The sequence below is a fragment of the Pseudomonas sp. GW821-FHT09H03 genome, from assembly GCF_059415945.1.
In genome coordinates this window covers 113151-136501 of sequence record NZ_JBWKOF010000009.1, presented here as the reverse complement: position 1 = coordinate 136501, position 23351 = coordinate 113151, and the positions used below count along the sequence as shown (strand labels likewise).

Sequence of the window (23351 nt, the reverse complement as noted above, 5' to 3'; positions counted from 1 at the left end):
AAATGACCATGACAACCGTCAGCGGAACGGCGGTTCGTCGAAGCTGCGCAGCTTGCGCGAGTGCAACGAGTTGAGCTCGGTGCGTAACAGATCCACCGCTTCGATGCCGATCTTCAGGTGCTGGCTGACCGCGCGTTCATAGAAGGCGTTGGCCGACCCCGGCAACTTGATTTCGCTGTGCAGCGGCTTGTCCGATACACACAGCAACGTGCCGTAAGGCACCCGCAAGCGATAACCTTGCGCCGCGATGGTGCCGCTTTCCATGTCCACGGCTACGGCGCGGGACAGGTTGATCAACGGGCGCTCCTGGGCCCAGCGCAGTTCCCAGTTACGATCGTCGTAGGTCAGCACGGTACCGGTGCGCAGGCGTTTTTTCAGTTCATCACCTTTCTCCCCGGTGATATTGGCCGCCGCCTGCTGAAGGGCGAGCTGCACTTCGGCCAGGGCCGGAATGGGAATGTTCGGCGGCACGACCCGGTCGAGGATCCCGTCGCGGCGCATGTAGGCGTGCGCCAGCACGTAGTCGCCAATGGTTTGCGACTGCCGCAAGCCACCGCAGTGGCCGATCATCAGCCAGCAATGCGGACGCAGCACCGCCAGATGGTCGGTGATGTTCTTGGCGTTGGACGGGCCGACGCCGATGTTCACCAGGGTCACGCCATGGCCATCGCTGGCGATCAGGTGATACGCCGGCATCTGGTAGCGGTGCCAGACCACGCCGGCGGCAATTGCCGAGGCTTCCCCGTGATCCATGGTCTTTTCGATGATCACGTTGCCCGGCAGCACCATGCGCACGAAACGCGGGTCGTTGCGCAGCTGCTCCAGGCCATGGACGATGAACTGGTCGACGTAACGGTGATAGTTGGTCAGCAGAATCCACGGCTGCACATGCCGCCAGTCACTGCCGGTGTAATGCACCAGTCGACGCAGGGAGAAATCCACCCGTGCGGCATCGAACAGTGCCAGGGGCAGTGGGTCGGTGTTTTCCCAATCGTAGAGTCCGTCGGCAATGCCATCGGTTGCCGCCGACAGGTCGGTACTGGGGAACACCCGCGCCAGCACCGCAGCGGTGACGCCGGAACCGGCCAGCTCATCGCCCTGCTCGACGACGTATGGGTAAGGAATATTCTGCTGACTGACACCCACCTCGACCGTCACGGTGAAGTCATGCATCAACGGAACCAGTTGCTCCAGCAGGTATTTACGGAAAGCCGCCGGATGGGTGACGGTGACGCTGTAGGTGCCCGGCAATTGCACCTTGGCGTAGGCCCGGGTGGTCTGCGGGACTTCGCCCTGGCAATGGTAAGTCAGGCGCAACTCGGGATACCGGAACATCGCACGCTGTTCGGCATCAGGCTCGACACGATCCTTGAGGTAACGCTTGAGCGCCTGATTCAGCGCAGTAGTCGCACGACTGTGCAAGAGTGCGAGCCGGTCCACGGCTTGCTCGGCGGTTTGAACGACAATAAAAGCTTCGGTCACGATCAGCATCCTGTGTTCTGACTTGCAGAGCTTCATCTTGCCTGCATCGTCGCTTCACGGGAACAGTTGCGTGCTGCTACAAAAATACTGCAAACACCAAAGTTCACTGTGGGAGCGGGCTTGCTCGCGAAGGCGTCGTGCCAGCCAATGAAGATGCCGGCTGAAATACTGCCTTCGCGAGCGAGCCCGCTCCCACAGAGGATCAGGGTCGATCACACATTAGGTGTCGAGCGGGCGACAATGGCTTCTACGTCCAGCCCGCGTGGCAATGCGCCGTACACTCGGCCACCGCCATCCAGACGACTGGCAATAAACGCATCACTGACCGCCGCATTCCCGGCTTCCAGCAACAGCTTGGCCTGCAACCCCAGGGCAATATCTTCAGTCAGCTGCCGGGCACGGTACTGAATGTCGCTGGTATCCTTGAAGGCCTCCTGTAACTGGCGGATGTGTGCGGCCAGACGCTTGTCGCCATGACCGTCACCCAGCTCGCTGAACAATGCATCGAGCACACCCGGCTCTTTCGACAGCGCCCGCAACACATCAAGGCATTGCACGTTGCCGGAACCTTCCCATGTCGAGTTCACCGGTGCCTCGCGATACAGGCGCGGCAGAATGCTGTCCTCGACATAGCCCGCACCACCCATGCATTCGGCGGCTTCGTTGATCATCCCCGGCGCACGCTTGCATATCCAGTACTTGCCCACCGCCGTCACCAGGCGGGCGAATTTCGCTTCCTGCGAGTCATCCAGATGATCCAGCGCCCGGCCCATGCGCAGGCTCAAGGCCAGGGCCGCTTCGCTTTCCAGGGCCAGATCCGCCAGCACGTTCTGCATCAAGGGCTGTTCGCTGAGCAACTTGCCGCCGACCGAGCGATGGGCGCAGTGATGGCTGGCCTGGGTCAGCGCCTGGCGCATCAACGAACTGGAACCGACCATGCAATCGAAACGGGTCATGGCGACCATTTCTATGATTGTCGGAACCCCGCGGCCCTCCTCGCCGACCATCCAGGCCAGTGCCCCACGGAACTCCACTTCACTGGAAGCATTCGAGCAGTTGCCCAGCTTGTTCTTCAGACGCTGGATGTAGAACTGATTGCGCGTATCGTCCGGGCGATGGCGCGGCAACAGGAAGCAGGTCAGGCCCTTGTCCGTCTGCGCCAGGGTCAGGAAGGCATCGCACATGGGGGCCGAACAAAACCACTTGTGCCCCACCAGTTCATAAGCCTGACCAGGACCTCGGGGCCCCACCGGGTAAGCCTTGGTGGTGTTGGCCCGCACATCGGTGCCGCCCTGCTTCTCGGTCATGGCCATGCCAATGGTGACCCCGGCCTTGTGGGCCATGCCGACGTTGCGCGGGTCATATTCGGTAGCGAGGATTTTCGGCAACCACTGCTGCGCCAGCTCCGCTTGCAGGCGCAGTGCCGGTACGCTGGCAAATGTCATGGTCAACGGGCAGCCACTGCCGGCTTCGGCCTGACTGTGCAAGTAAGTCATGGACGCGCGCGCGACATGGGCGCCATCCTGTGGGTGCGCCCAGGGCAACGAAGTCAGGCCATGCTCGACTGCCGTGCGCATCAGTTCATGATAGGCGGGATGAAACTCCACCAGGTCAATACGATGACCGTAACGGTCATGGCTGCTGAACTCCGGCTTATTCTGGTTGGCCAGGAACCCGGCCTCCATCAACGGCCCGCCGGCCAATGCACCATAGGCGTCGATTCGCGACTCGGCCCAACCGGCACCGAACCGCCGCGACCACTCCTGCAACGGCAGGTCGATGCGGTACAGGTTGGCGCCATCCAGCGACGGTGGCTGGTTGGTGACTTCGTGGGTTTCGGCGAACTGATGCAGGTTCATGACAGGGCTCCTTTGGTCAGCCAAGGGACTTCAGTTAAGCACTGCCCCATGGCCGAACAAAGTGTCATATCTGCCTAACTGCCGGCGCTTTCGCCATGCTGCGGGCAGAGCACCCGACGATAAAGCGCCGCCTGCAAGTCTTCGAATTTCACCGGTTTACTCAAGTGATCGATCAATGCACCGGTCGGACAGCGTTCCCGATCGACACCGAGGGCGACCAGGAACAACGGCAATTGTGCGCAACCCGGCAAGGCGCGGATCTGACAACAGACCGACATTCCTTGCGTTTTCGGCAACTGGCAGTCCACCAGCACGGCATCAAAGGCTTCTTGCTGCAGCAGTTCGAGGGCGACGGTATCGCTGTCGGCGGTGCGCACGCGAAAGCCGAGCTTGAGCAGCATGCCGCGCATCACCAGTTGGCTGATGCTGTTGTCATCCACCAGCAGTACGGCGCATTCCTGCGGCAAGCGCAGGAGTGGAAAATCCGGGGGCATCAGGGGTGCCACAGAACGCCCGGCTGCTTCCAGTTCAACTTCGACGTCGAGCTGGAAGCGGCTGCCGCGCCCGGGCTCGGAACGGTGAGTCAGACGCCCACCAAGCAATTCAACCAACTGCCGGCAGATCGCCAGCCCGACCCCAAGTCCGCCATATTCGCGAGTCATCGAACCGTCGAGCTGGAAGAAGCGCTGATACATGGTGGCCTCCCCAAGATCGGTAAAACCGATGCCGGTGTCGATCACCGCAAAGGTCAATGCCAATCGGTCAGGCTGGTTCGCCTTCGCGGTCACCCGCAAGGCCAGGCCTCCAATGCGGGTGAATTTGATTGCGTTATCCAGCAGGCACTCCAGGCATTGCGAGATCTTCGCCTTGTCACCGTGCAGGCGGTCCGGCACACCCGAGGCGATATCGACCTTGAAATCCAGGGATTTGGCTGTTGCATTACCTTCGAACTGCCCTCGCAACGACTCGACCATACCACGCAAACTGAAGGCATCCGCCGAGGCCTTGAGCTTGCCGGCCTGCAATTCGGTGAGGGTGAGAATGCCATTGACCATGCGCATCATGTCCCGCGCCGACCCCGAGGCCGTCTGCTGGTATTGCTCCAGCTCCGGGTCCATTTCCACGGTCTGCATCAGCTCCAGAGAACCGATTACGCCGTTCATCGGCGTACGCAGTTCATGGGTCAGGGTGGCGAGAAATTCGTCCTTGAGCTGGTTGCTTCGCTCCAGTTGCTGGTTGAGCACTTCAAGTTTCTGGCTGGCATCGAGCAGGGTCTGTGCTTGCTGCTCGCGCATTGCGTTGATGCGATCGGCCAGGGCCAGGGACAGCAAAGCCACCTCGATCGCCGAACCGATCTGGCTGGAATACATGGTCAGGAACACGTTGGGCAGGTAACCCAGCACCATCAGCGTATTGACGACGCCACCGAGCAGAAACGCCGACCAGGCGATGATGAAGTACCGCGCTACGCGCAAACCGCGCAGCCAGGCAAAGATGCCGGCGGCAAAAATCACTACGGTGAACGTTAGCGCCAGCGCCGTGGCCAGCCGTAACGCCAGGGCATAACTGGCCATCAATGACAGGCCGACCACCAGCGCACTGAAGACGACCAGCGCCAGCAATAAGCGATCGGCCCAGCGGCTGTGGGTAGCCATCTGCAAAAAACTGCGGGCGAACTGACTGCCGAACAGACCCGCGCAGCCAATGAAAAATGGCGTCGCGGCATTGGCCCACCAAGGGTTGTCGGGCCAGAAATACTGCACCGCCGCACCGTTCACCGACAGCTGATACAGACCGAACGAGGCGATGTAGAAGATGTAGTAGAGGTAACTGGTGTCGCGCACACTGAGGTAGATGAACAGGTTGTAGACCAGCATTCCCAGCAACACGCCGTATATCAACCCAAGTACATAGAGGCGCACGGGTTGTTCTTCGAGGTAGGCGGTGCTCGACCACAACGTCACGGGCGCCTGGATCGAGCCTTCACTTTGCAGACGCAGATAGAGGGTTTCGCGCTGATCTGGCTTGAACGCCAGGTCGAACAGATAATTGTTCTGGCGAATCTCACGACTGGCAAATGGCAAGGCATCGCCGGTCTGCCGGACCAGATGATAGTCGCCGGCCGAATCGGGTAAATAAAGATCGAGGCGGTCCAGAGGCGGATAGGCCAGTTCCAGCAGCCAGGTCCGTTGCGCTGCCGGGTTGCCCGGACGGTAGTGCAGGTCAATTTTCAGCCAGAACACAGAACGTGAATACCCGGCGTTGAGCGTGTCTTTGTGGTGAGGCTTGAAGTTGCCGGCTGCCGCTTGCGCAAGTACATCCGCGATGGTCGCCTGACCACCCGCGTCCTCCAGCACTTGCAGGGTTCGGCCCAAGGGAAGGCTGCGAGTAAACTCATCGAACTCGACGGCGTTCGCCAAAAGGGGCAAACACAACAGCAACATCAGCAGATAGCGCATTTAAGCCCCAGCGTGGACTGTCCGGTTTTGTCAGGAAGCCCCCCATTCCCTTTGAGTAGACGTAAAACCGGTATCACCTGTTATTGGTTTGGATCCACTTTAGCATAGCCGTTGATGGCCTTTAAGCACCATCGAAAATTATATTGAAAAGGCTCTAGAACGGGCGCCTCAGCACTAATCAGCGATCCAAAACCACTGCCTTGATGGCAATGATCAAAAGATCGCTGTGCCAATGCGTGCACACACCCGAAAAACATGTTTGGTGGTAAGCTCGCGCACCATGAATATCTACAGCTCTCGCCCCGTTGTCCTCTGTCTCTCCGGCCACGACCCAAGTGGTGGCGCCGGCTTGCAGGCAGATATCGAAGCCCTGCTTGCGCAGGGATGCCATGCGGCTCCGGCCGTGACCGCCCTGACCGTGCAAGACACCGTCAATGTCACTGACTTCCGCGTCCTCGACCGTGAGTGGGTGCTGGCCCAGGCCAATGCCGTGCTCAACGACTCCGAAGTCGCTGCGGTCAAACTGGGCATGCTCGGTTCCCTGGAAATGGTCGACACCGTTGTCGAACTGCTTTCGGCTCACCCGCATTTGCCAGTGGTCTGTGACCCGGTACTGCGCGCCGGCGGCGGCGGGCGACTGGGCAAGGACGAAGTGGGCTACGCCATGCGTGAACGCCTGCTGCCCCTGTCGATCATTGCCACCCCCAACCTCCCTGAAGCCCGCATCCTCGCCGAACTGCCTGAGGGCACTGCGGACGAGTGCGCAGAAAAACTCCTGCCATACGTCAAACACCTGCTGATCACCGGCGGTCACGGCGACGAAACCGAAATCCACAATCGCCTGTACAGCCGCGATGGCCTGCGCGAAACCTTTACCTGCCAGCGCCTGCCCGGCAGCTATCATGGCTCCGGTTGCACCCTGGCCAGCGCCCTGGCCGGTCGTCTGGCCCAGGGTGAAAACCTCGCCAGCGCCGTACAGACTGCACTTAACTACACGTGGCGTACCCTGCGCGATGCCGAGCAGCTGGGCAAAGGCCAATTCGTGCCACGCCGCCTGCCACTGGACTTCTGTTCGTAATGCCATGAGGCTAGTCCGATGAAACTACGTGGCCTGTACGCCATTACCGACAGCCAGTTGCTGGCCGGTAAACTTCTTTCGTACGTGGAGGCGGCGCTGGAAGGTGGCGTCACCTTGCTGCAGTACCGCGACAAGAGCAGCGATGAGGCCCGCCGCCTGCGCGAGGCCGAAGCCTTGCGCGATCTGTGCGATCGATACAAGACCCAGTTGATCATCAATGACGACGCGGAGTTGGCCGCGCGCCTGAACGTCGGCGTGCATCTTGGCCAGACCGATGGCCCACTGTCGCCGACCCGCGCACTGCTCGGTTCCAAAGCGATCATCGGCTCGACCTGTCATGCGCAAATCGAACTGGCTGAGCAAGCCATAAAAGAAGGCGCCAGTTACGTCGCCTTTGGCCGCTTCTTCAACTCCAGCACCAAGCCCGGCGCACCCACTTGCAGCCTCGAACTACTCGACCAGGCCCGCAAGCAATTGCACCTGCCGATCTGCGCGATCGGCGGTATCACCCTTGATAACGCCGCGCCGCTGGTGGCCCATGGCGTTGATCTGCTGGCGGTGGTGCATGGCCTGTTTGGTGCACAGAGCACGGCTGAAGTGACCCGCCGCGCCCGCGCCTTCAACGAACTGTTTTCTATTTAAGTAGCTTAAAATCCGATTTGAGAGCCCGATCATGTCTCGTTCCGAAACCCTGTTTGCCAATGCCCAGAAACACATCCCCGGTGGCGTGAACTCGCCGGTGCGCGCGTTCAAGAGCGTTGGCGGCACGCCGTTGTTCTTCAAGCACGCCGAGGGCGCCTACGTCACCGACGAAGACAACAAACGCTATGTGGACTACGTTGGTTCCTGGGGGCCGATGATCCTCGGTCACAGCCATCCGGACGTGCTGGACGCGGTGCGCAAGCAACTGGAGCACGGGCTGTCATACGGCGCACCGACCGAGATGGAAACCCAGATGGCCGATCTGGTCTGCTCGCTCGTGCCGTCGATGGAAATGGTGCGCATGGTCAGCTCCGGTACCGAAGCAACCATGAGCGCCATCCGCCTGGCCCGCGGCTTCACCGGTCGCGACAGCATCATCAAGTTCGAAGGCTGCTACCACGGTCACTCCGACAGCCTGCTGGTCAAGGCCGGTTCCGGCGCCCTGACCCAAGGCGTGCCGAGCTCGGCCGGTGTGCCGGCAGCGTTCGCCAAACACACCCTGACCCTGCCGTTCAACGACATCGACGCAGTTGAAGCCATGCTCGCCGAAGTTGGCCAGGACGTGGCCTGCATCATCGTTGAACCCGTGGCCGGCAACATGAACTGCGTACCACCGGCTCCGGGCTTCCTCGAAGGCCTGCGGACGCTGTGCGACAAACACGGCGTGGTGCTGATTTTCGACGAAGTCATGACCGGTTTCCGTGTCGCCCTCGGCGGCGCCCAGGCGCACTACGGATTGAAGCCGGACCTGACCACCTTCGGCAAAATCATCGGCGGCGGCATGCCGGTCGGCTGCTTCGGCGGCAAGCGCGAAATCATGTCGCGCATCGCACCGCTGGGCCCGGTCTACCAGGCCGGTACACTGTCGGGTAACCCGCTGGCGATGGCCGCCGGCCTGACCACCCTGCGCCTGATCAGCCGTCCGGGCTTCCACGCCGAGCTGACCGACTACACCACTCGCCTGCTGGACGGCCTGCAACAACGCGCCGATGCAGCCGGCATTCCGTTCGTGACCACCCAGGCCGGCGGCATGTTCGGTCTGTATTTCAGCGGTGCCGACGACATCGTGACGTTCGATGACGTCATGGCCAGCGACGCCGCCCTGTTCGGCCGTTTCTTCCACCTGATGCTGGAAGGTGGCGTTTACCTGGCACCGAGCGCGTTCGAAGCCGGCTTCACCTCGATCGCCCATGGCGAAGCCGAGTTGAAACTGACCCTGGATGCCGCCGAGCGCGCCTTCGCTGCATTGAAGTAAGGGTGCTGCGCTGACGCTGGTCACTGCCAGCGTCAGCTTTTCACCTGCATTCCTGCGCTTTATCTGACTCCCCCCGCCCATAATTCCCCGCAAAGTGGGCGATATATTTCCCACGCAGCAGAAAAACGAGTAAAGACTTTGTAAGGTTGCCCCTGCTTATTTCATAATGCGCGCTTATTGGATCCCCTCGATGGGTCCGCGCGCCCTTCAGAGGTAAGTCGATTCCCATGAACCGCACCGGCCGCGCCCTTTCACTGGGCTGCCTGTTGCTCCTTCAGCCCCTGCTCGCGCACGCACAAGCAGGCGGCAACTCGTTGTTAATCCCAGCGATGGGTCGCTGCACCCTCAATACCCAGCCGCAAGACCTGGCCCAGGCACTCGCCGCCTGCCAGAAAGCGTCGGATGAAGGGGATGCCCAGGCGCAATACGAGTTGGGCGAGTTCTACTACGACGGCAAAAACGCGCCGCGCGACCTCAATCAAGCCCTGAGCTATTTCGAAAAGGCCTCGCTGCAGGGCCACGCCCAGGCGCAATTCAAACTTGGCACCATGTTCTTCCACGGCGAAGGCGTACCGGCCAACAACGTTCAAGCCTATATCTTGCTGAAAATGGCGGCGGTCAATGGCGCTGAAGATGCGCTGGACACCGCCGACGAAGTCACGGAAAAGATGCCGCGCGAAGAACTGGAAATCGCTACCCAGGTGCTGGGGCAAATATTCCGTAAATATTTGATGGAATTGCAGAGTGCCGATGGGCGCACGCCGTTTGCGCCGCTGCCTTAATTGTCACAAATGATTTTGTGGTGAGGGGGCTGCACTGTGGCGAGGGGGCTTGTCGGACCGCCGCACCCCACTCACCACAAAAGCCCCCTTACCACAAATGCCCTACTTCTCAGGCATCGGCATCGGAAACGGCATCACATTGCCGACCGCGCCGCGGGCTTCACTGATCTTAGGCGTACCCAGGCGCTCGACTTCGTCGATGCGCACGATCGAATGCATCGGCACGAAACTGCGCACAACGCCCTCGAACTGAGCCTTGAGCTTTTCTTCGCTCGGATCGACGACCACTTGCGTGCGCTCGCCAAAGACGAATTCTTCCACTTCCAGGAAGCCCCACAGATCACTTTGATAGATCTGCTTGGCATACATTTCGTACACCTGGCCCTGGTTAAGAAAAATCACCTTGTAGATTGGAGCTTCACGTTTGGTCATGGTGGGCGAGCAACACATCGGGGGATAAAAATGAGGGCGCGAACTATAGCATAGCCGCCGGACGCACAGCGGTAGGAACCTTGGAACATGTTCCCTATAATGCGCGGTTCTTTGAATCACGTGATGACTCTATTCCATGGCCAAGAAGCTTTACATCGAAACCCACGGTTGCCAGATGAACGAGTACGACAGCTCGCGCATGGTCGATCTGCTGGGCGAACATCAGGCCCTGGAAGTCACCGCTCGCGCTGAAGACGCCGACGTGATCCTGCTCAACACCTGCTCGATCCGCGAACGCGCCCAGGACCGGGTGTACTCCCAGCTCGGCCGCTGGCGCGAGCTGAAATTGGCTAACCCTGAAATGGTGATCGCCGTCGGCGGGTGCGTGGCCAGTCAGGAAGGCGCCGCCATCCGCGACCGCGCCCCGTACGTCGACGTGGTGTTCGGCCCGCAGACTTTGCACCGCCTGCCGGAAATGATCGACGCTGCGCGCAGCACCCGGCTGCCGCAGGTCGACGTCTCGTTCCCGGAAATCGAAAAATTCGACCATTTGCCCGAGCCGCGTATCGACGGCCCAAGCGCGTATGTGTCGGTGATGGAAGGCTGCAGCAAGTACTGCACGTTCTGCGTGGTGCCCTACACCCGCGGCGAAGAAGTCAGCCGGCCGTTCGACGACGTGATCGCCGAGATCATTCACCTCGCCGAGAACGGTGTGCGCGAAGTGACCTTGCTGGGGCAGAACGTCAACGGCTATCGCGGCCTTACCCATGACGGGCGCCTGGCTGATCTGGCCGAACTGATCCGCGTGGTGGCCGCTGTCGACGGCATCGATCGCATCCGCTACACCACTTCGCACCCGCTGGAGTTCTCCGACAGCCTGATCCAGGCCCACGCCGAGGTACCGGAGTTGGTCAAACACCTGCACCTGCCGGTGCAATCGGGCTCGGACCGCATCCTGGCAGCGATGAAGCGCAACCACACAGCGCTGGAGTACAAATCCAAGCTGCGCAAGTTACGGGCCGCCGTGCCGGGCATCTGCATCAGCTCGGACTTCATCGTCGGTTTCCCGGGCGAGACCGAGAAAGACTTCGAACAGACCATGAAGCTGATCGAGGACGTCGGTTTCGACTTCTCCTACTCGTTCGTCTACAGCCAGCGCCCGGGTACTCCGGCAGCCGATCTGGCCGATGACACGCCGGAAGAACTGAAAAAAGAACGGCTGAACGCCCTGCAACATCGCCTGAACCAGCAAGGTTTCGAGATCAGCCGACAAATGGTCGGCTCGATCCAGCGCATCCTGGTGACCGATTACTCGAAAAAAGACCCCGGTGAGTTGCAGGGTCGCACCGAGAATAACCGGATCGTCAACTTCCGCTGCGACAATCCGACCTTGATCGGCCAGTTCGCCGATGTGCACATCGATGCCGCGCAACCGCACTCGCTGCGGGGTTCTCTGATCCAGTAACACTGTGGGAGCCGGGCTTTTGTGGCGAGGGGGCTTGCCCCCGCTGGATTGCGCAGCGCTCCCTATACTTTGCGACTGCATCGCAGCCGAACGGGGGCAAGCCCCCCCGCCACAGTCAAGTAGCGAATTCGTGCATCTTATTTAAGAGCTTTCGCACCCACGCCGCTGGCGTTATCCTTGATTTCATCTCAATTGCCCCAGGGCGGCTAAATACGACCTTGAACGCACCCATAGAACCACATCGTTTCATCCTCGAGCCCTTTGAGGCTCGCCGCTTTGCCAATCTGTGCGGGCAATTCGACGAGCACCTGCGCTTGATCGAACAGCGCCTGAGCATCGAGATCCGCAATCGCGGAAACCAGTTCGAACTGATCGGCGAGCCCAAACACACCTCCTCCGCGGAAAACCTCCTGCGCCGCCTGTACCGGGAAACCAAGGGTACCGAGCTGTCGCCGGACATGGTCCACCTGTTCCTGCAGGAATCGGCCATCGAGGAGCTGGACAACCACTCCCCCGCCGAACCCTCCGTAGCCCTGCGCACCAAGAAAGGCATGATTCGCCCCCGCGGCTTGAATCAACTGCGCTACGTCAAGGAAATCCTCGGTAACGACATCAACTTCGGCATTGGTCCGGCCGGTACCGGCAAGACCTACCTGGCTGTCGCCTGTGCGGTCGATGCGCTGGAACGCGAGCAGATCCGCCGCATCCTGCTGGTTCGTCCAGCGGTCGAAGCCGGTGAAAAACTCGGCTTCCTGCCCGGCGACCTGTCGCAGAAGATCGACCCGTACCTGCGTCCGCTCTACGACGCACTCTACGAAATGCTCGGTTTCGAATACGTCGCCAAGCTGATCGAGCGCCAGGTGATCGAAGTCGCGCCGCTGGCCTACATGCGCGGGCGCACCCTGAACAACAGCTTCATCATCCTCGACGAAAGCCAGAACACCACGGTCGAACAGATGAAAATGTTCCTGACCCGGATCGGCTTCGGCTCCACGGCAGTCATTACCGGCGACATCACCCAGGTCGACCTGCCTCGCGGCACCAAGTCCGGCCTGCATCACGTGATAGAAGTGCTCAAGGATGTGCCGGGCATCAGCTTCACCCATTTCCAGCCCAAGGACGTCGTGCGCCACCCATTGGTGCAGCGCATCGTCGAAGCCTACGAGCGCTTCGAAACCAAAGCGGCCGATGATGCAGCCGCCAAGGATAGCCGCCGCGATGCTTGAGCTAGACCTGCAAATCGCCACCGAAGCGCGCGCGCCCAGCGAAGCCGAGTTCCGCCAATGGTGTGAACTGGCCCTGCGCCAGCGTAGCGCCGACTCGGAAATGACCATTCGTTTGGTCGACGAAGCCGAAGGCCGCGAGCTGAACCACACTTGGCGGCAGAAAGATTACGCCACCAACGTCTTGTCGTTCCCGGCGGATGTTCCCGACGAGTTTCTCGACATCCCGTTGCTGGGCGATCTGGTGATCTGCGTGGCGGTGGTCGAGCGCGAAGCCGCCGAGCAAGGCAAGGAACTCAAGGCCCATTGGGCACACCTGGTGATTCACGGCTGCTTGCATCTGCTTGGTTACGACCATATAGACGACGAAGAAGCCGAAGAAATGGAAGCACTGGAACGAACGTTGCTTGCAGAACTGGGCTATCCCGATCCGTACGCGGACGACGAAACTGATATTTCCCCTACCGAAACAACAAAGGATTCAGAGTAATCGCTATGAGCGAAGATCGATCGAGCAACGGGCAGAAGTCATGGCTGGGTAAGCTCACCCAGGCTTTTGCCCACGAGCCGAAGAACCGCCAGGAGCTGCTGGAGCTGCTGCGCGACGCACACCAGAACAAACTGCTGGACAGCGAAGCGCTGGCCATCGTCGAAGGCGCCATCCAGGTAGCCGACCTGCAGGTACGCGACATCATGGTGCCGCGTTCGCAAATGGTCAGCATCAAGGCGACCCAGACACCCCGCGAATTCCTCCCAGCCGTGGTCGACTCGGCCCACTCCCGCTACCCGGTGATCGGCGAAAGCCACGATGACGTGATGGGCGTGCTGCTGGCCAAGGACTTGCTGCCATTGATCCTCAAGGAAAATGGCGACAGCTTCAACATCAAGGACCTGCTGCGTCCGGCCACGTTCGTGCCGGAGTCCAAGCGCCTGAACGTGCTGCTGCGCGAGTTCCGCGCCAACCACAATCACATGGCCATCGTCATCGACGAATACGGCGGTGTGGCGGGTCTGGTGACGATTGAAGACGTCCTGGAACAGATCGTCGGTGATATCGAAGACGAACACGACGTCGAGGAAGACAGCTACATCAAGCCGCTGCCAAGCGGAGACTTCCTGATCAAGGCACTGACGCCGATCGAGAACTTCAACGAGTTTTTCGACAGCGAATTTTCCGACGACGAGTTCGACACCGTCGGCGGCCTGGTGATGAGTGCGTTCGGGCACCTGCCAAAACGCAACGAAATCACCGAAATCGGCCAGTACCGCTTCCGCATCCTGAATGCCGACAGCCGAAGGATTCACCTGCTGCGTCTGACACCCATTGCTCGCTAAGGATTGAAATGCGCTGGACAACCCGCCCCGGCTGGCCCGGTAACCTGCTGGCCGTGGCGGCCGGTGCAATCACCACCCTGGCGCTTGCGCCGTTCGATATCTGGCCGCTGGCATTGCTGGCGGTCGGATTGTTCTACGCCGGCCTGCGTGAGCTCAGTCCACGCCAGGCCCTTGGTCGAGGCTGGTGCTTCGGCTTCGGACTTTTTGGTGCCGGTACCAGCTGGATCTACTACAGCATCCACCACTTCGGTGGCGCGTCAATGCTGCTGGCCGGCTTCCTCATGCTGCTCTTCACGGCGGCGATTGCCTGGTTCTTCGCCCTGCCCGCCTGGTTGTGGGCGCGCTGGTTGCGTCGCAACGAGGCTCCACTGGCCGATGCCCTGGCGTTTGCTGCATTGTGGGTTGGACAGGAAGCCTTTCGCGGCTGGTTTCTCACCGGCTTTCCCTGGCTCTACTCGGGTTACAGTCAGCTCGACGGCCCGCTGACCGGCCTCGCGCCGGTGGGCGGGATGTGGCTGATTTCCTTCACCTTGGCCCTGACCGCAGCATTGCTCTACAACGCCCTGCGCCTGGTTCGCACTGGCCGCAAAGGCTTCATTGCAGCGGGCGCTTTGCTGTTGGTCGGCCCCTGGGTGGCGGGTTTCGCCCTAAAGCATCATGCCTGGACCAGCCCGGCCGGGGCACCACTGAGTGTCGCGGCGATCCAGGGCAATGTCGAACAGAGCCTGAAGTGGGACCCGGCGCAGCTCAACGCGCAGTTGGCGCTTTATCGCGACATGAGTTTCAGCTCCAAACCCGTCGACCTGCTGATCTGGCCGGAAACGGCGGTGCCGGTGCTCAAGGAGTCCGCCGAGGGCTACCTGAACATGATGGGCAATTTTGCAGCCGAGCGTAATTCGGCGCTGATTACCGGCGTGCCGATCCGCCAAATGGTCCACCAGGAAAAGCGTTTTTACAACGGCATTACCGTCACGGGTGAAGGCGATGGTACTTACCTCAAGCAGAAATTGGTGCCGTTTGGCGAATACGTGCCACTGCAGGATGTGCTGCGAGGCCTGATCGCATTCTTCGATTTGCCGATGTCGGACTTCGCCCGAGGCCCGGCCGACCAGCCTTTGCTGCAAGCCAAGGGTTATCAGATCGCGCCGTACATTTGCTACGAAGTGGTCTATCCGGAGTTTGCCGCCAGCCTGGCCGCCCGTAGCGATCTGCTGCTGACGATCAGCAACGACACCTGGTTCGGCACCTCCATAGGCCCGCTGCAACACTTGCAAATGGCGCAGATGCGCGCGCTGGAAGCCGGTCGCTGGATGATCCGCGCGACCAACAACGGTGTAACCGGGCTGATCAATCCATTCGGCCAGATCACCGCCCAGATCCCGCAGTTCGAGCGAGGCATCCTGTACGGTGAAGTGGTGCCGATGCACAACCTGACGCCTTATCTGCAGTGGCGTTCATGGCCGTTGATCATCCTTTGTGTGCTGTTGTTTGGCTGGGCGCTGGTGGCGAACCGGATGGCGAAAACCGTCTGAGACTGGCGGCCTTTTGTGGCGAGAGGGCTTGCCCCCCCTCGCCACAGGGTTCAGCGATAAAAAATCGAATACCCGACTTGCCCCACCGCCTCATTCATCAACTGTCCGCTCTGCCAGATCGATTTGTACTCCGGCATCCAGCCGCCCAACGGCAGGGCGTTGTCGCCGCCAAGGAAACCGACCGGGGCGGGCACCACCTCAAATCCTGCCTTGTGGAAACTCCAGACCGCGCGAGGCATGTGCGCTGCGTGAGTGACGACCACCACACGCTTGATGCCTTCGGGTAACAATACCTGCGCCGTGAGCTGCGCATTCTCCCAGGTGGTCCGGCTGCCCCCTTCCTGCCAACGCACCATCACACCGAAATCATCGCGCAAGGAATCGGCCATCAACTGCGCCTCGCTGGGCGGCGTGCCGAAATGCAACCCGCCACTGGTCAGCACTGGCAAACCTGACGCCTTGGCCAGGCGCGCCGCATAGCGCTGGCGCTCCAGGCCGTTACCCGTTGGCTGGTCGCTGCCCCAGGCCACATCGCCCCGTTCGCGCCCGGAGCCGAGCACCACGATGGCGTCGGCGCGCTGTCCCAGGGTTGCCCATTCGTCGCGAGCCAGAGGGGGCTCACGTTCAAGCTGGCTGGCACTCCATTGCACTACGACCGGCAGGCTCATCAGCCAGAGCCCGCCCAAGCCGAGGGCAAAGCACGCACCCGCAAGCCGCGGCCTTGAGCGGCGCAGCCACCAGGCGAGCAAAAGCAGCAGCAAGAGAATGCCGGGTGGCAGAAGAAGTTGTTTAACGAAATAACGAAACGGCATCGAGCATCTCCCTGAGATGCCCGAAGCCTAAGTGGGTTGACGCAATACAACAATCGATACGCAAAGACTATGCTTGGAAAAATCATGGTGCATGGCTCTTTGCCTATTTGAACTGCAAAGACCGGACCTTTACCGCGTCTCTGCCGGGGACTTTGTCCTTGAGCCAGATGATCTTGGCCGAACGTGGTGTATCGAGTTGCTTTATCGCTTCTGACAGGTATCCGTGTGTCTCACGTTCACTGCGATCCAGATACGCCTTGACCAGTGCAAACTCTGCGGGGCTCAGGCCACGCAGTTCCAGTTCCAGAGGGCGTACGTCACGCAGCCGTCCAGCAGTTTTCGCCGCTTCCAGGGCCATGCCCAGACGATCAATCAGTCTTTCGTACAGCTCCGGCTTAGTAGCTTTTCGTTGTGACTCAACCATCCCTCACCTCATTGGAAGATAAGACCTACTCCCCAGTTAGAGCTTAGCTTCCACGAACAAACCGGCTGAACGCCGCGACCAACGGACCTTGCAGTCATTTTTGCCGGATGCGCGGCAACAATCAGGGTTTCCCTCGGTAGAGCGCGGTCATGTATGCTACGGCGCTTCCTGTAACTCCACTTCCAGCTCGGCTGGACATCGAAAACGCCAATCCGGCGCCTTCAACGTCCAGCGTTGCATTGAAGAGGATTAGGCCACCCCTATTCAGTTCAAAAGTAGCCATGCACGAACAATATCAGCCCCGTGAAATCGAAGCCGCCGCCCAGTCGTTCTGGGACGAGCAAAAGTCCTTTGAAGTCAGTGAACAGCCAGGCAAGGAGACCTACTACTGCCTGTCCATGTTCCCTTACCCCAGCGGCAAGCTACACATGGGGCACGTGCGCAACTACACCATCGGCGACGTGATCTCCCGCTATCAGCGCATGCAGGGCAAGAACGTTCTGCAACCCATGGGTTGGGACGCCTTCGGCATGCCGGCGGAAAACGCCGCGATGAAGAACAACGTAGCGCCCGCCAAGTGGACCTACGAAAACATCGCCTACATGAAATCCCAGCTGCGCAGCCTGGGCCTGGCGGTGGACTGGTCCCGTGAGGTGACCACCTGCAAGCCCGATTACTACCGCTGGGAACAATGGCTGTTCACTCGCCTGTTCGAAAAAGGCGTGATTTACAAGAAAAGCGGCACCGTGAACTGGGACCCGGTCGATCAGACCGTTCTGGCCAACGAACAGGTGATCGACGGTCGCGGCTGGCGTTCCGGCGCGCTGATCGAAAAGCGCGAAATCCCGATGTACTACTTCAAGATCACCGCCTATGCGGATGAGCTGCTCGATAGCCTCGACGAACTGACTGGCTGGCCTGAACAGGTCAAGACCATGCAGCGCAACTGGATCGGCAAATCCCGCGGCATGGAAGTGCAGTTCCCGTACAACGTCGACTCCATCGGCGAAGCCGGCGCACTGAAAGTCTTCACCACCCGTCCGGACACCCTCATGGGAGCGACTTATGTCGCCGTGGCCGCCGAGCACCCATTGGCCACTCTGGCCGCACAGAACAACCCCGAGCTGCAAGCGTTCATCGCTGAATGCAAGGGCGGCAGCGTCGCCGAAGCCGACGTCGCCACTCAAGAGAAAAAAGGCTTGCCGACTTCGTTGTTCGTCGAGCACCCGCTGACCGGTGAAAAACTGCCGGTGTGGGTCGCCAACTACGTGTTGATGCATTACGGCGACGGCGCGGTCATGGCTGTTCCGGCCCACGACGAGCGTGACTTCGAATTCGCCACCAAGTACAACCTGCCGATCAAGTCCGTGGTGCGCACAAGCTCTGGCGACACCAACCCGGCACCTTGGCAGGACGCCTACGGTGAGCACGGCACCCTGATCAACTCCGGTGAATTCGACGGTCTCGACTTCGCTGGCGCCTTCGATGCCATCGAAGTCGCGCTGATCAAGAAAAACCTCGGTGCCTCGCGCACCCAGTTCCGCCTGCGCGACTGGGGCATCAGCCGTCAGCGTTACTGGGGCTGCCCGATCCCGATCATCCACTGCACTGCGTGCGGTGACGTGCCGGTACCGGAAGATCAACTGCCGGTCGTACTGCCGGAAGACGTCGTACCCGATGGCGCCGGTTCACCGCTGGCACGCATGCCCGAGTTCTACGAGTGCAGCTGCCCGAAATGCGGCCAGCCTGCCAAGCGTGAAACCGACACCATGGACACTTTCGTCGAGTCCTCGTGGTACTACGCCCGTTACGCCTCACCGCACTTTGAAGGTGGCCTGGTAGAAAAATCCGCTGCCGACCACTGGCTGCCGGTGGATCAGTACATCGGCGGTATCGAACACGCGATTCTCCACCTGCTCTACGCGCGCTTCTTCCACAAGCTGATGCGTGACGAAGGCCTGGTGAGCTCCAACGAGCCGTTCAAGAACCTGCTGACCCAAGGCATGGTGATCGCCGAGACTTACTATCGTCGCGAAGCCAACGGTGCCTACACCTGGTTCAACCCGGCGGACGTTGAACTCGAACGCGACAGCAAGGCCAAGGTCATCAGCGCCAAGCTGATCGCAGACGGCCTGCCGGTGGAAATCGGTGGCACCGAGAAGATGGCCAAGTCGAAGAACAACGGCGTCGACCCACAGTCGATGATCGACCAGTTCGGCGCAGACACCTGCCGCCTGTTCATGATGTTCGCCTCGCCGCCAGATATGAGCGCGGAATGGTCCGACTCCGGCGTAGAGGGTTCGCACCGCTTCCTCAAGCGCGTCTGGCGTCTGGCTCAAGCCCACGTCATTCAGGGCCTGCCGGGCAAACTGGACATCGCCAGCCTGAACGACGAGCAGAAAGTCATTCGCCGTTCGATCCACCAGGCCATCAAGCAAGCCAGCCATGATGTCGGCCAGAACCACAAATTCAACACCGCCATCGCCCAGGTGATGACGCTGATGAACGTGCTGGAAAAAGCCCCGCAAGGCACCGAACAGGATCGCGCACTGGTTCATGAAGGTCTGCAAACCGTGACGCTGCTGCTGGCCCCGATCACCCCGCACATCAGCCACGAGTTGTGGAATCAACTGGGTCATGCCGACCCGGTGATCGATGCTGGTTGGCCGGTGCTGGACGAAAGCGCTCTGGTGCAGGACAGCCTGCAGTTGGTCATCCAGGTCAACGGCAAGCTGCGCGGCCACATCGAAATGCCGGCCAGCGCCAGCCGCGAAGAAGTCGAAGCGGCCGCCCGCGCCAATGAGAACGTGCTGCGTTTCGTTGACGGTCTGACCATTCGTAAAGTGATCGTAGTGCCCGGGAAACTGGTCAATATCGTCGCCAGCTAATTGGAACAGGCGCCAGGTACGCCTGGCGCCGAGTAAAACCTTTCGGGCCGCCTGGTCGGCCCACATGGTTTCAAGGGGAGCAACAAGATGATCAAACGCAATCTGCTGGTGATGGGCCTTGCGGTCCTGTTGAGCGCCTGTGGTTTTCAGCTGCGCGGCACCGGCACCAACGAGCTGGCGATCAAGGAACTCGACGTGAGCGCCCGTGACGCCTACGGCCAAACCGTTACCCAACTGCGTCAGGTTCTGCAAAGCAGCGGGGTCAAGGTTTACACCGGCGCACCTTACAAGTTGGTGCTGACCAATGAACAGGAAAGCCAGCGCATCCTCAGCTACGCCGGTGCCGGCCGCGCTGGTGAGTATCAAGTGACTACGGTGCTGAGCTACGACATCCGTGGCCAGGGCAACCAGCCACTGCTGAGCGACAAGCTTGAAGTGCAGAAAATCTTCATGCACGACGGCAACAACCTCGTGGGCTCCGACCAGGAAGCAAATACAGCGCGAGTAGAAACCCGTCGCGAGCTGGTTCAGCGCATGATGCTGCGTCTGCAACAACTGACCCCGGCCCAGCTCGATCAGTTGCAGCAGACCGCCGACGCCAAGGCCAAGGCTGACGCCGCGGCACTGGAAGCGGCACAGAAGGCTGAAGCGAACACCCCGCGTCAGTCGCCTGTCGAACTGCCGCAGCAGTAAGACTTACGGGGCGCTCAGGCGCCCCGTTCGCCCTCTCTTATGAAGCTCGCTCCCGCCCAACTCGCCAAACACCTGCAAGGTACCCTTGCGCCTGTCTACATTATCAGCGGCGATGACCCGTTGTTGTGCCAGGAGGCCGCCGATGCTGTTCGCACAGCCGCGCGCCAACAGGGTTTCGATGAGCGCCAGGTATTTGCCGCCGACGCCAGTTTCGACTGGGGTACGCTGCTGCAAGCCGGCGCCAGCATGTCGCTGTTTGCCGAAAAGCGCCTGTTGGAACTGCGTCTGCCTTCCGGCAAACCCGGTGACAAAGGTGCTGCCGCGCTCATCGAGTACTGCTCGCGCCCGGCCGAAGACACGCTGCTGTTGATCAGCCTGCCGAAACTCGATGGCAGTGCGCAGAAGACCAAGTGGGGCAAAGCGCTGGTCGAGGGTCAGCAGACCCAGTTCGTGCAAATCTGGCCGGTGGATGTCAGCCAGCTGCCGAGCTGGATTCGTCAACGCCTGTCCCAGGCAGGGCTTAGCGCCAGCCAGGACGCCGTTGAACTGATCGCGGCTCGAGTCGAGGGCAACCTGCTGGCAGCCGCCCAGGAAATCGAAAAGCTCAAGCTGATGGCCGAAGGCGGACAGATCACTGTTGAAACCGTGCAGGCTGCAGTGGCCGACAGTGCACGCTTCGATGTCTTTGGCCTGACCGATGCGGTGCTCAACGGCGAAGCGGCCCATGCCTTGCGCATGCTCGAAGGATTACGCGGTGAAGGCGTTGAACCGCCGGTGATTCTCTGGGCCCTGGCCCGTGAACTGCGTCTGCTGGCCAATATTTCCCTGCAATACAGCCAGGGCACGCCGTTGGACAAGGCATTCAGCCAGGCCAAACCGCCTGTCTGGGACAAGCGCAAACCGTTGATGAGCAAGGCCCTGCAACGCTACTCGGCACAACGCTGGGCGCAGTTGCTGCTGGAAGCTCAGCGCATCGACGCGCAAATCAAGGGTCAGGCTGCCGGGTCGCCGTGGATGAGCCTCAGTCGGTTGTCGTTGTTGATGGCCGGCCAGAGATTGTCGCTGCCCGCCGAGTGAGTTTTTTGTGGCGAGGGGGCTTGTCGGAATGCCGCATCACCCCGTTGGGGCGCGAAGCGGCCCTGAAATCTGCAACAGCGTTTGTCCAGAAATCCCGCGGGCGCCGGTTTTACGACTGCTTCGCAGCCGAACGGGGCGGTGCGGCGGTCCGACAAGCCCCCTCGCCACAAAAGCCCCAGAAGACGGAAAGGTCCTACACAATGTGGGGACTAGACAGAACCCCAACTTCAGCAGATTATTTCCCCGCGCAAAAATCACTCAATCGAGAGATCCGATCATGAGCAAAAAGCCGTCCAGACACGGCCCCAACAAGGCCAAATCCATCATCGCCCAGCCCCTGTTCCGCAGCCGTCAGGAACGAACCGCCAAGGGCAAAGGCAGCTACCGCCGCGAAGCCTTCCAGTCTGATAGCTGGGAGGCTTCTTACTTTCTGGCTGCTTGAAGCGCAGCACCCCTTCTACATGTTAAGGTCTGTACCTGATCCGTTTTCCCTGGACCCGTGCATGCCCTTTTGTCTTCCCCGTCGTTGGCACCTGCGCCAATTGATTGCAGCCTCCAGCCTCATTTTGCTTGTCGCCTGCGCGGAAAAACCGACCGCAGCCGACGCTCAGCCGCTTCAGACACTTCCCGTCGCTACCGCACCGGCGGTTGTTCCACCTGTGGTTCCAACAGGTGAGAACCTCGACATACAGCCAACCCAGACCTTTGCCGAATGGCAGGCGGGTTTTCGCAAAGATGCCTTGGCCGCGGGTATCCGCGCCGATCTGTTTGATCGCGCTTTCGCCAATGTCAGCTTCGACCCCAGTGTGATCCGTGCCGATCGCAGCCAACCGGAATTCGCAAAACCGGTATGGGAATACCTCGACGGCGCCCTGTCGCCATTGCGGGTTCGCAAAGGCCAGGCGTTGGTCGACCAATATGCCGCGGTCCTGCAAAGCATCGAGCAGCGCTACGGCGTCGATCGGCAGGCCTTGGTCGCGGTGTGGGGAATGGAAAGCAACTTTGGTCAGTTCCAGGGCAGCCAGTCGGTGATCAACTCCCTGGCGACCCTGGCCTACGAGGGCCGCCGTCCCGATTTCGCTCACGCGCAATTGATCGCTGCCCTGCAAATCCTGCAGCAAGGTGATATCCAACCGGAGAAAATGCTCGGTTCGTGGGCGGGCGCCATGGGCCAGACCCAGTTTATCCCGACCACCTACAACACCCACGCCGTTGACTTCGATGGCGACGGTCGCCGCGACATCTGGGGCAGTTCCGCCGACGCACTGGCTTCGACCGCGCATTATCTGCAAAGCTCGGGCTGGCAGCGAGGCCAGCCATGGGGCTTCGAAGTGCAATTGCCGGGTGGCTTCAACTACATGCTGGCCGATGGCACGATTCGCAAGAGCGTCGCCGAATGGCGTCAGCTGGGCGTGACCCTGCCCAATGGAGCCCAGCCACCGACAGGCTCGGAACAGCTGTCCGCAGCGCTGCTGCTGCCAGCCGGTTATCGTGGCCCGGCGTTCCTGGTGCTCGACAACTTCCGGGCGATTCTCAAGTACAACAACTCGTCATCCTACGCTTTGGGCGTAAGCCTGCTGTCCGAGCGCTTCAACGGCGCAGGCCAGATCCAGGGCAACTGGCCCAAAGATGACCTGCCGCTGAGCCGTACCGAGCGGATCGAACTGCAAAACCTGCTGAGCGCGCAAAACTACGACGCCGGCACTGCCGACGGCATCATCGGCGCCAACACCCGCAAGGCCATCCGCAGCGCCCAGCAGTCGTTTGGCTGGCCAGCGGATGGGTATCCGACGCACAAGTTGCTGGAAGGGTTGCGTAACCGTTAACTAGCCGAATGGCCGGAACTGCCTTCG

Annotated in this window: 20 protein-coding genes; 14 read left to right on the top strand and 6 right to left on the bottom strand. The window is 60.6% G+C overall.

Annotation, left to right across the window (positions count from 1 at the left end; translation table 11 throughout):
* Nucleotides 1-18: 18 nt before the first annotated feature.
* The 3 genes from amn to AC07OG_RS14960 all read right to left on the bottom strand — a co-directional run bounded on the left by amn (nt 19) and on the right by AC07OG_RS14960 (nt 5800).
* A complete protein-coding gene (amn, locus tag AC07OG_RS14970; protein WP_218425411.1) occupies nt 19-1518 on the bottom strand; it encodes an AMP nucleosidase in 1500 nt (499 codons plus the stop codon).
* A gap of 176 nt (nt 1519-1694) precedes the next feature.
* Complete coding sequence (locus AC07OG_RS14965) at nt 1695-3341, bottom strand: acyl-CoA dehydrogenase family protein (RefSeq protein WP_495067374.1); 1647 nt, start codon at nt 3339-3341, stop codon at nt 1695-1697.
* A 74-nt stretch (nt 3342-3415) separates the two neighbouring features.
* A complete protein-coding gene (locus AC07OG_RS14960) occupies nt 3416-5800 on the bottom strand; it encodes a 7TM diverse intracellular signaling domain-containing protein (RefSeq protein ID WP_495067373.1) in 2385 nt (794 codons plus the stop codon).
* A gap of 280 nt (nt 5801-6080) precedes the next feature.
* On the opposite strand from AC07OG_RS14960, the gene AC07OG_RS14955 reads away from it, so the two are divergent.
* The 4 genes from AC07OG_RS14955 (at nt 6081) to AC07OG_RS14940 (ending at nt 9617) form a co-directional block, all read left to right on the top strand.
* Complete coding sequence (locus AC07OG_RS14955; protein ID WP_060543396.1) at nt 6081-6878, top strand: hydroxymethylpyrimidine/phosphomethylpyrimidine kinase; 798 nt, start codon at nt 6081-6083, stop codon at nt 6876-6878.
* Nucleotides 6879-6896: 18 nt separating this feature from the next.
* On the top strand, nt 6897-7520 hold the full coding sequence (gene thiE, locus AC07OG_RS14950; RefSeq protein WP_060543282.1) for a thiamine phosphate synthase: 624 nt from the start codon (nt 6897-6899) through the stop codon (nt 7518-7520).
* A 31-nt stretch (nt 7521-7551) separates the two neighbouring features.
* A complete protein-coding gene (gene hemL / locus AC07OG_RS14945; RefSeq protein ID WP_495067372.1) occupies nt 7552-8835 on the top strand; it encodes a glutamate-1-semialdehyde 2,1-aminomutase in 1284 nt (427 codons plus the stop codon).
* Nucleotides 8836-9062: 227 nt separating this feature from the next.
* Nucleotides 9063-9617: a tetratricopeptide repeat protein gene (locus AC07OG_RS14940; protein ID WP_218425415.1), complete on the top strand. Its 555-nt coding sequence runs from the start codon at nt 9063-9065 to the stop codon at nt 9615-9617.
* Between the two features lie 102 nt (nt 9618-9719).
* Here AC07OG_RS14940 and AC07OG_RS14935 read toward each other — a convergent pair whose 3' ends face one another.
* Nucleotides 9720-10049, bottom strand: a complete 330-nt coding sequence (locus tag AC07OG_RS14935; RefSeq protein WP_007894425.1) for a DUF1820 family protein — start codon at nt 10047-10049, stop codon at nt 9720-9722.
* 136 nt (nt 10050-10185) lie between these two features.
* Here AC07OG_RS14935 and miaB point away from each other — a divergent pair, with 136 nt between their 5' ends.
* The 5 genes from miaB to lnt all read left to right on the top strand — a co-directional run bounded on the left by miaB (nt 10186) and on the right by lnt (nt 15604).
* On the top strand, nt 10186-11514 hold the full coding sequence (gene miaB, locus AC07OG_RS14930; RefSeq protein WP_495067371.1) for a tRNA (N6-isopentenyl adenosine(37)-C2)-methylthiotransferase MiaB: 1329 nt from the start codon (nt 10186-10188) through the stop codon (nt 11512-11514).
* Nucleotides 11515-11732: 218 nt separating this feature from the next.
* The gene (locus AC07OG_RS14925) at nt 11733-12740 is read left to right on the top strand and encodes a PhoH family protein (RefSeq protein WP_060543278.1); all 1008 of its coding nucleotides are present in this window, start codon (nt 11733-11735) and stop codon (nt 12738-12740) included.
* On the top strand, nt 12733-13227 hold the full coding sequence (ybeY, locus tag AC07OG_RS14920) for an rRNA maturation RNase YbeY (RefSeq protein ID WP_060543277.1): 495 nt from the start codon (nt 12733-12735) through the stop codon (nt 13225-13227). Before AC07OG_RS14925 ends, ybeY begins: the two co-directional genes overlap by 8 nt.
* A gap of 5 nt (nt 13228-13232) precedes the next feature.
* On the top strand, nt 13233-14072 hold the full coding sequence (locus AC07OG_RS14915) for a CorC family transporter (protein WP_060543276.1): 840 nt from the start codon (nt 13233-13235) through the stop codon (nt 14070-14072).
* An 8-nt stretch (nt 14073-14080) separates the two neighbouring features.
* On the top strand, nt 14081-15604 hold the full coding sequence (gene lnt / locus AC07OG_RS14910) for an apolipoprotein N-acyltransferase (RefSeq protein WP_060543275.1): 1524 nt from the start codon (nt 14081-14083) through the stop codon (nt 15602-15604).
* A gap of 50 nt (nt 15605-15654) precedes the next feature.
* On the opposite strand, the gene AC07OG_RS14905 is transcribed toward lnt, so the two are convergent.
* Both AC07OG_RS14905 and AC07OG_RS14900 read right to left on the bottom strand, forming a co-directional pair.
* Entirely contained in the window at nt 15655-16416 is a 762-nt protein-coding gene (locus tag AC07OG_RS14905; RefSeq protein ID WP_495067370.1) for a YdcF family protein, read from the bottom strand.
* A gap of 103 nt (nt 16417-16519) precedes the next feature.
* Nucleotides 16520-16840: a hypothetical protein gene (locus AC07OG_RS14900; protein ID WP_060543273.1), complete on the bottom strand. Its 321-nt coding sequence runs from the start codon at nt 16838-16840 to the stop codon at nt 16520-16522.
* Between the two features lie 281 nt (nt 16841-17121).
* Here AC07OG_RS14900 and leuS point away from each other — a divergent pair, with 281 nt between their 5' ends.
* The 5 genes from leuS (at nt 17122) to AC07OG_RS14875 (ending at nt 23324) form a co-directional block, all read left to right on the top strand.
* The gene (gene leuS / locus AC07OG_RS14895; protein ID WP_060543272.1) at nt 17122-19728 is read left to right on the top strand and encodes a leucine--tRNA ligase; all 2607 of its coding nucleotides are present in this window, start codon (nt 17122-17124) and stop codon (nt 19726-19728) included.
* An 87-nt stretch (nt 19729-19815) separates the two neighbouring features.
* Complete coding sequence (locus AC07OG_RS14890; protein ID WP_495067369.1) at nt 19816-20421, top strand: LPS-assembly lipoprotein LptE; 606 nt, start codon at nt 19816-19818, stop codon at nt 20419-20421.
* Nucleotides 20422-20460: 39 nt separating this feature from the next.
* Nucleotides 20461-21498, top strand: coding sequence for a DNA polymerase III subunit delta (holA, locus tag AC07OG_RS14885; protein ID WP_060543270.1), 1038 nt, complete (start codon nt 20461-20463; stop codon nt 21496-21498).
* Nucleotides 21499-21775: 277 nt separating this feature from the next.
* Complete coding sequence (gene arfA, locus AC07OG_RS14880; RefSeq protein ID WP_060543269.1) at nt 21776-21940, top strand: alternative ribosome rescue factor ArfA; 165 nt, start codon at nt 21776-21778, stop codon at nt 21938-21940.
* A gap of 61 nt (nt 21941-22001) precedes the next feature.
* Nucleotides 22002-23324, top strand: a complete 1323-nt coding sequence (locus tag AC07OG_RS14875; RefSeq protein WP_495067368.1) for a lytic murein transglycosylase — start codon at nt 22002-22004, stop codon at nt 23322-23324.
* Nucleotides 23325-23351 lie beyond the last annotated feature (27 nt).

Bases quoted from the DNA above. Each gene is read 5' to 3' on its own strand.
- AC07OG_RS14935 (WP_007894425.1), bottom strand. From the start codon at position 10,049: ATGACCAAACGTGAAGCTCCAATCTACAAGGTGATTTTTCTTAACCAG.
- AC07OG_RS14940 (WP_218425415.1), top strand. From the start codon at position 9,063: ATGAACCGCACCGGCCGCGCCCTTTCACTGGGCTGCCTGTTGCTCCTT.
- leuS (WP_060543272.1), top strand. From the start codon at position 17,122: ATGCACGAACAATATCAGCCCCGTGAAATCGAAGCCGCCGCCCAGTCG.
- holA (WP_060543270.1), top strand. From the start codon at position 20,461: ATGAAGCTCGCTCCCGCCCAACTCGCCAAACACCTGCAAGGTACCCTT.
- AC07OG_RS14875 (WP_495067368.1), top strand. From the start codon at position 22,002: ATGCCCTTTTGTCTTCCCCGTCGTTGGCACCTGCGCCAATTGATTGCA.
- AC07OG_RS14905 (WP_495067370.1), bottom strand. From the start codon at position 16,416: ATGCCGTTTCGTTATTTCGTTAAACAACTTCTTCTGCCACCCGGCATT.
- amn (WP_218425411.1), bottom strand. From the start codon at position 1,518: ATGAAGCTCTGCAAGTCAGAACACAGGATGCTGATCGTGACCGAAGCT.
- thiE (WP_060543282.1), top strand. From the start codon at position 6,897: ATGAAACTACGTGGCCTGTACGCCATTACCGACAGCCAGTTGCTGGCC.
- hemL (WP_495067372.1), top strand. From the start codon at position 7,552: ATGTCTCGTTCCGAAACCCTGTTTGCCAATGCCCAGAAACACATCCCC.
- ybeY (WP_060543277.1), top strand. From the start codon at position 12,733: ATGCTTGAGCTAGACCTGCAAATCGCCACCGAAGCGCGCGCGCCCAGC.
- lnt (WP_060543275.1), top strand. From the start codon at position 14,081: ATGCGCTGGACAACCCGCCCCGGCTGGCCCGGTAACCTGCTGGCCGTG.
- AC07OG_RS14955 (WP_060543396.1), top strand. From the start codon at position 6,081: ATGAATATCTACAGCTCTCGCCCCGTTGTCCTCTGTCTCTCCGGCCAC.
- AC07OG_RS14915 (WP_060543276.1), top strand. From the start codon at position 13,233: ATGAGCGAAGATCGATCGAGCAACGGGCAGAAGTCATGGCTGGGTAAG.
- miaB (WP_495067371.1), top strand. From the start codon at position 10,186: ATGGCCAAGAAGCTTTACATCGAAACCCACGGTTGCCAGATGAACGAG.
- arfA (WP_060543269.1), top strand. From the start codon at position 21,776: ATGAGCAAAAAGCCGTCCAGACACGGCCCCAACAAGGCCAAATCCATC.
- AC07OG_RS14900 (WP_060543273.1), bottom strand. From the start codon at position 16,840: ATGGTTGAGTCACAACGAAAAGCTACTAAGCCGGAGCTGTACGAAAGA.
- AC07OG_RS14965 (WP_495067374.1), bottom strand. From the start codon at position 3,341: ATGAACCTGCATCAGTTCGCCGAAACCCACGAAGTCACCAACCAGCCA.
- AC07OG_RS14890 (WP_495067369.1), top strand. From the start codon at position 19,816: ATGATCAAACGCAATCTGCTGGTGATGGGCCTTGCGGTCCTGTTGAGC.
- AC07OG_RS14960 (WP_495067373.1), bottom strand. From the start codon at position 5,800: ATGCGCTATCTGCTGATGTTGCTGTTGTGTTTGCCCCTTTTGGCGAAC.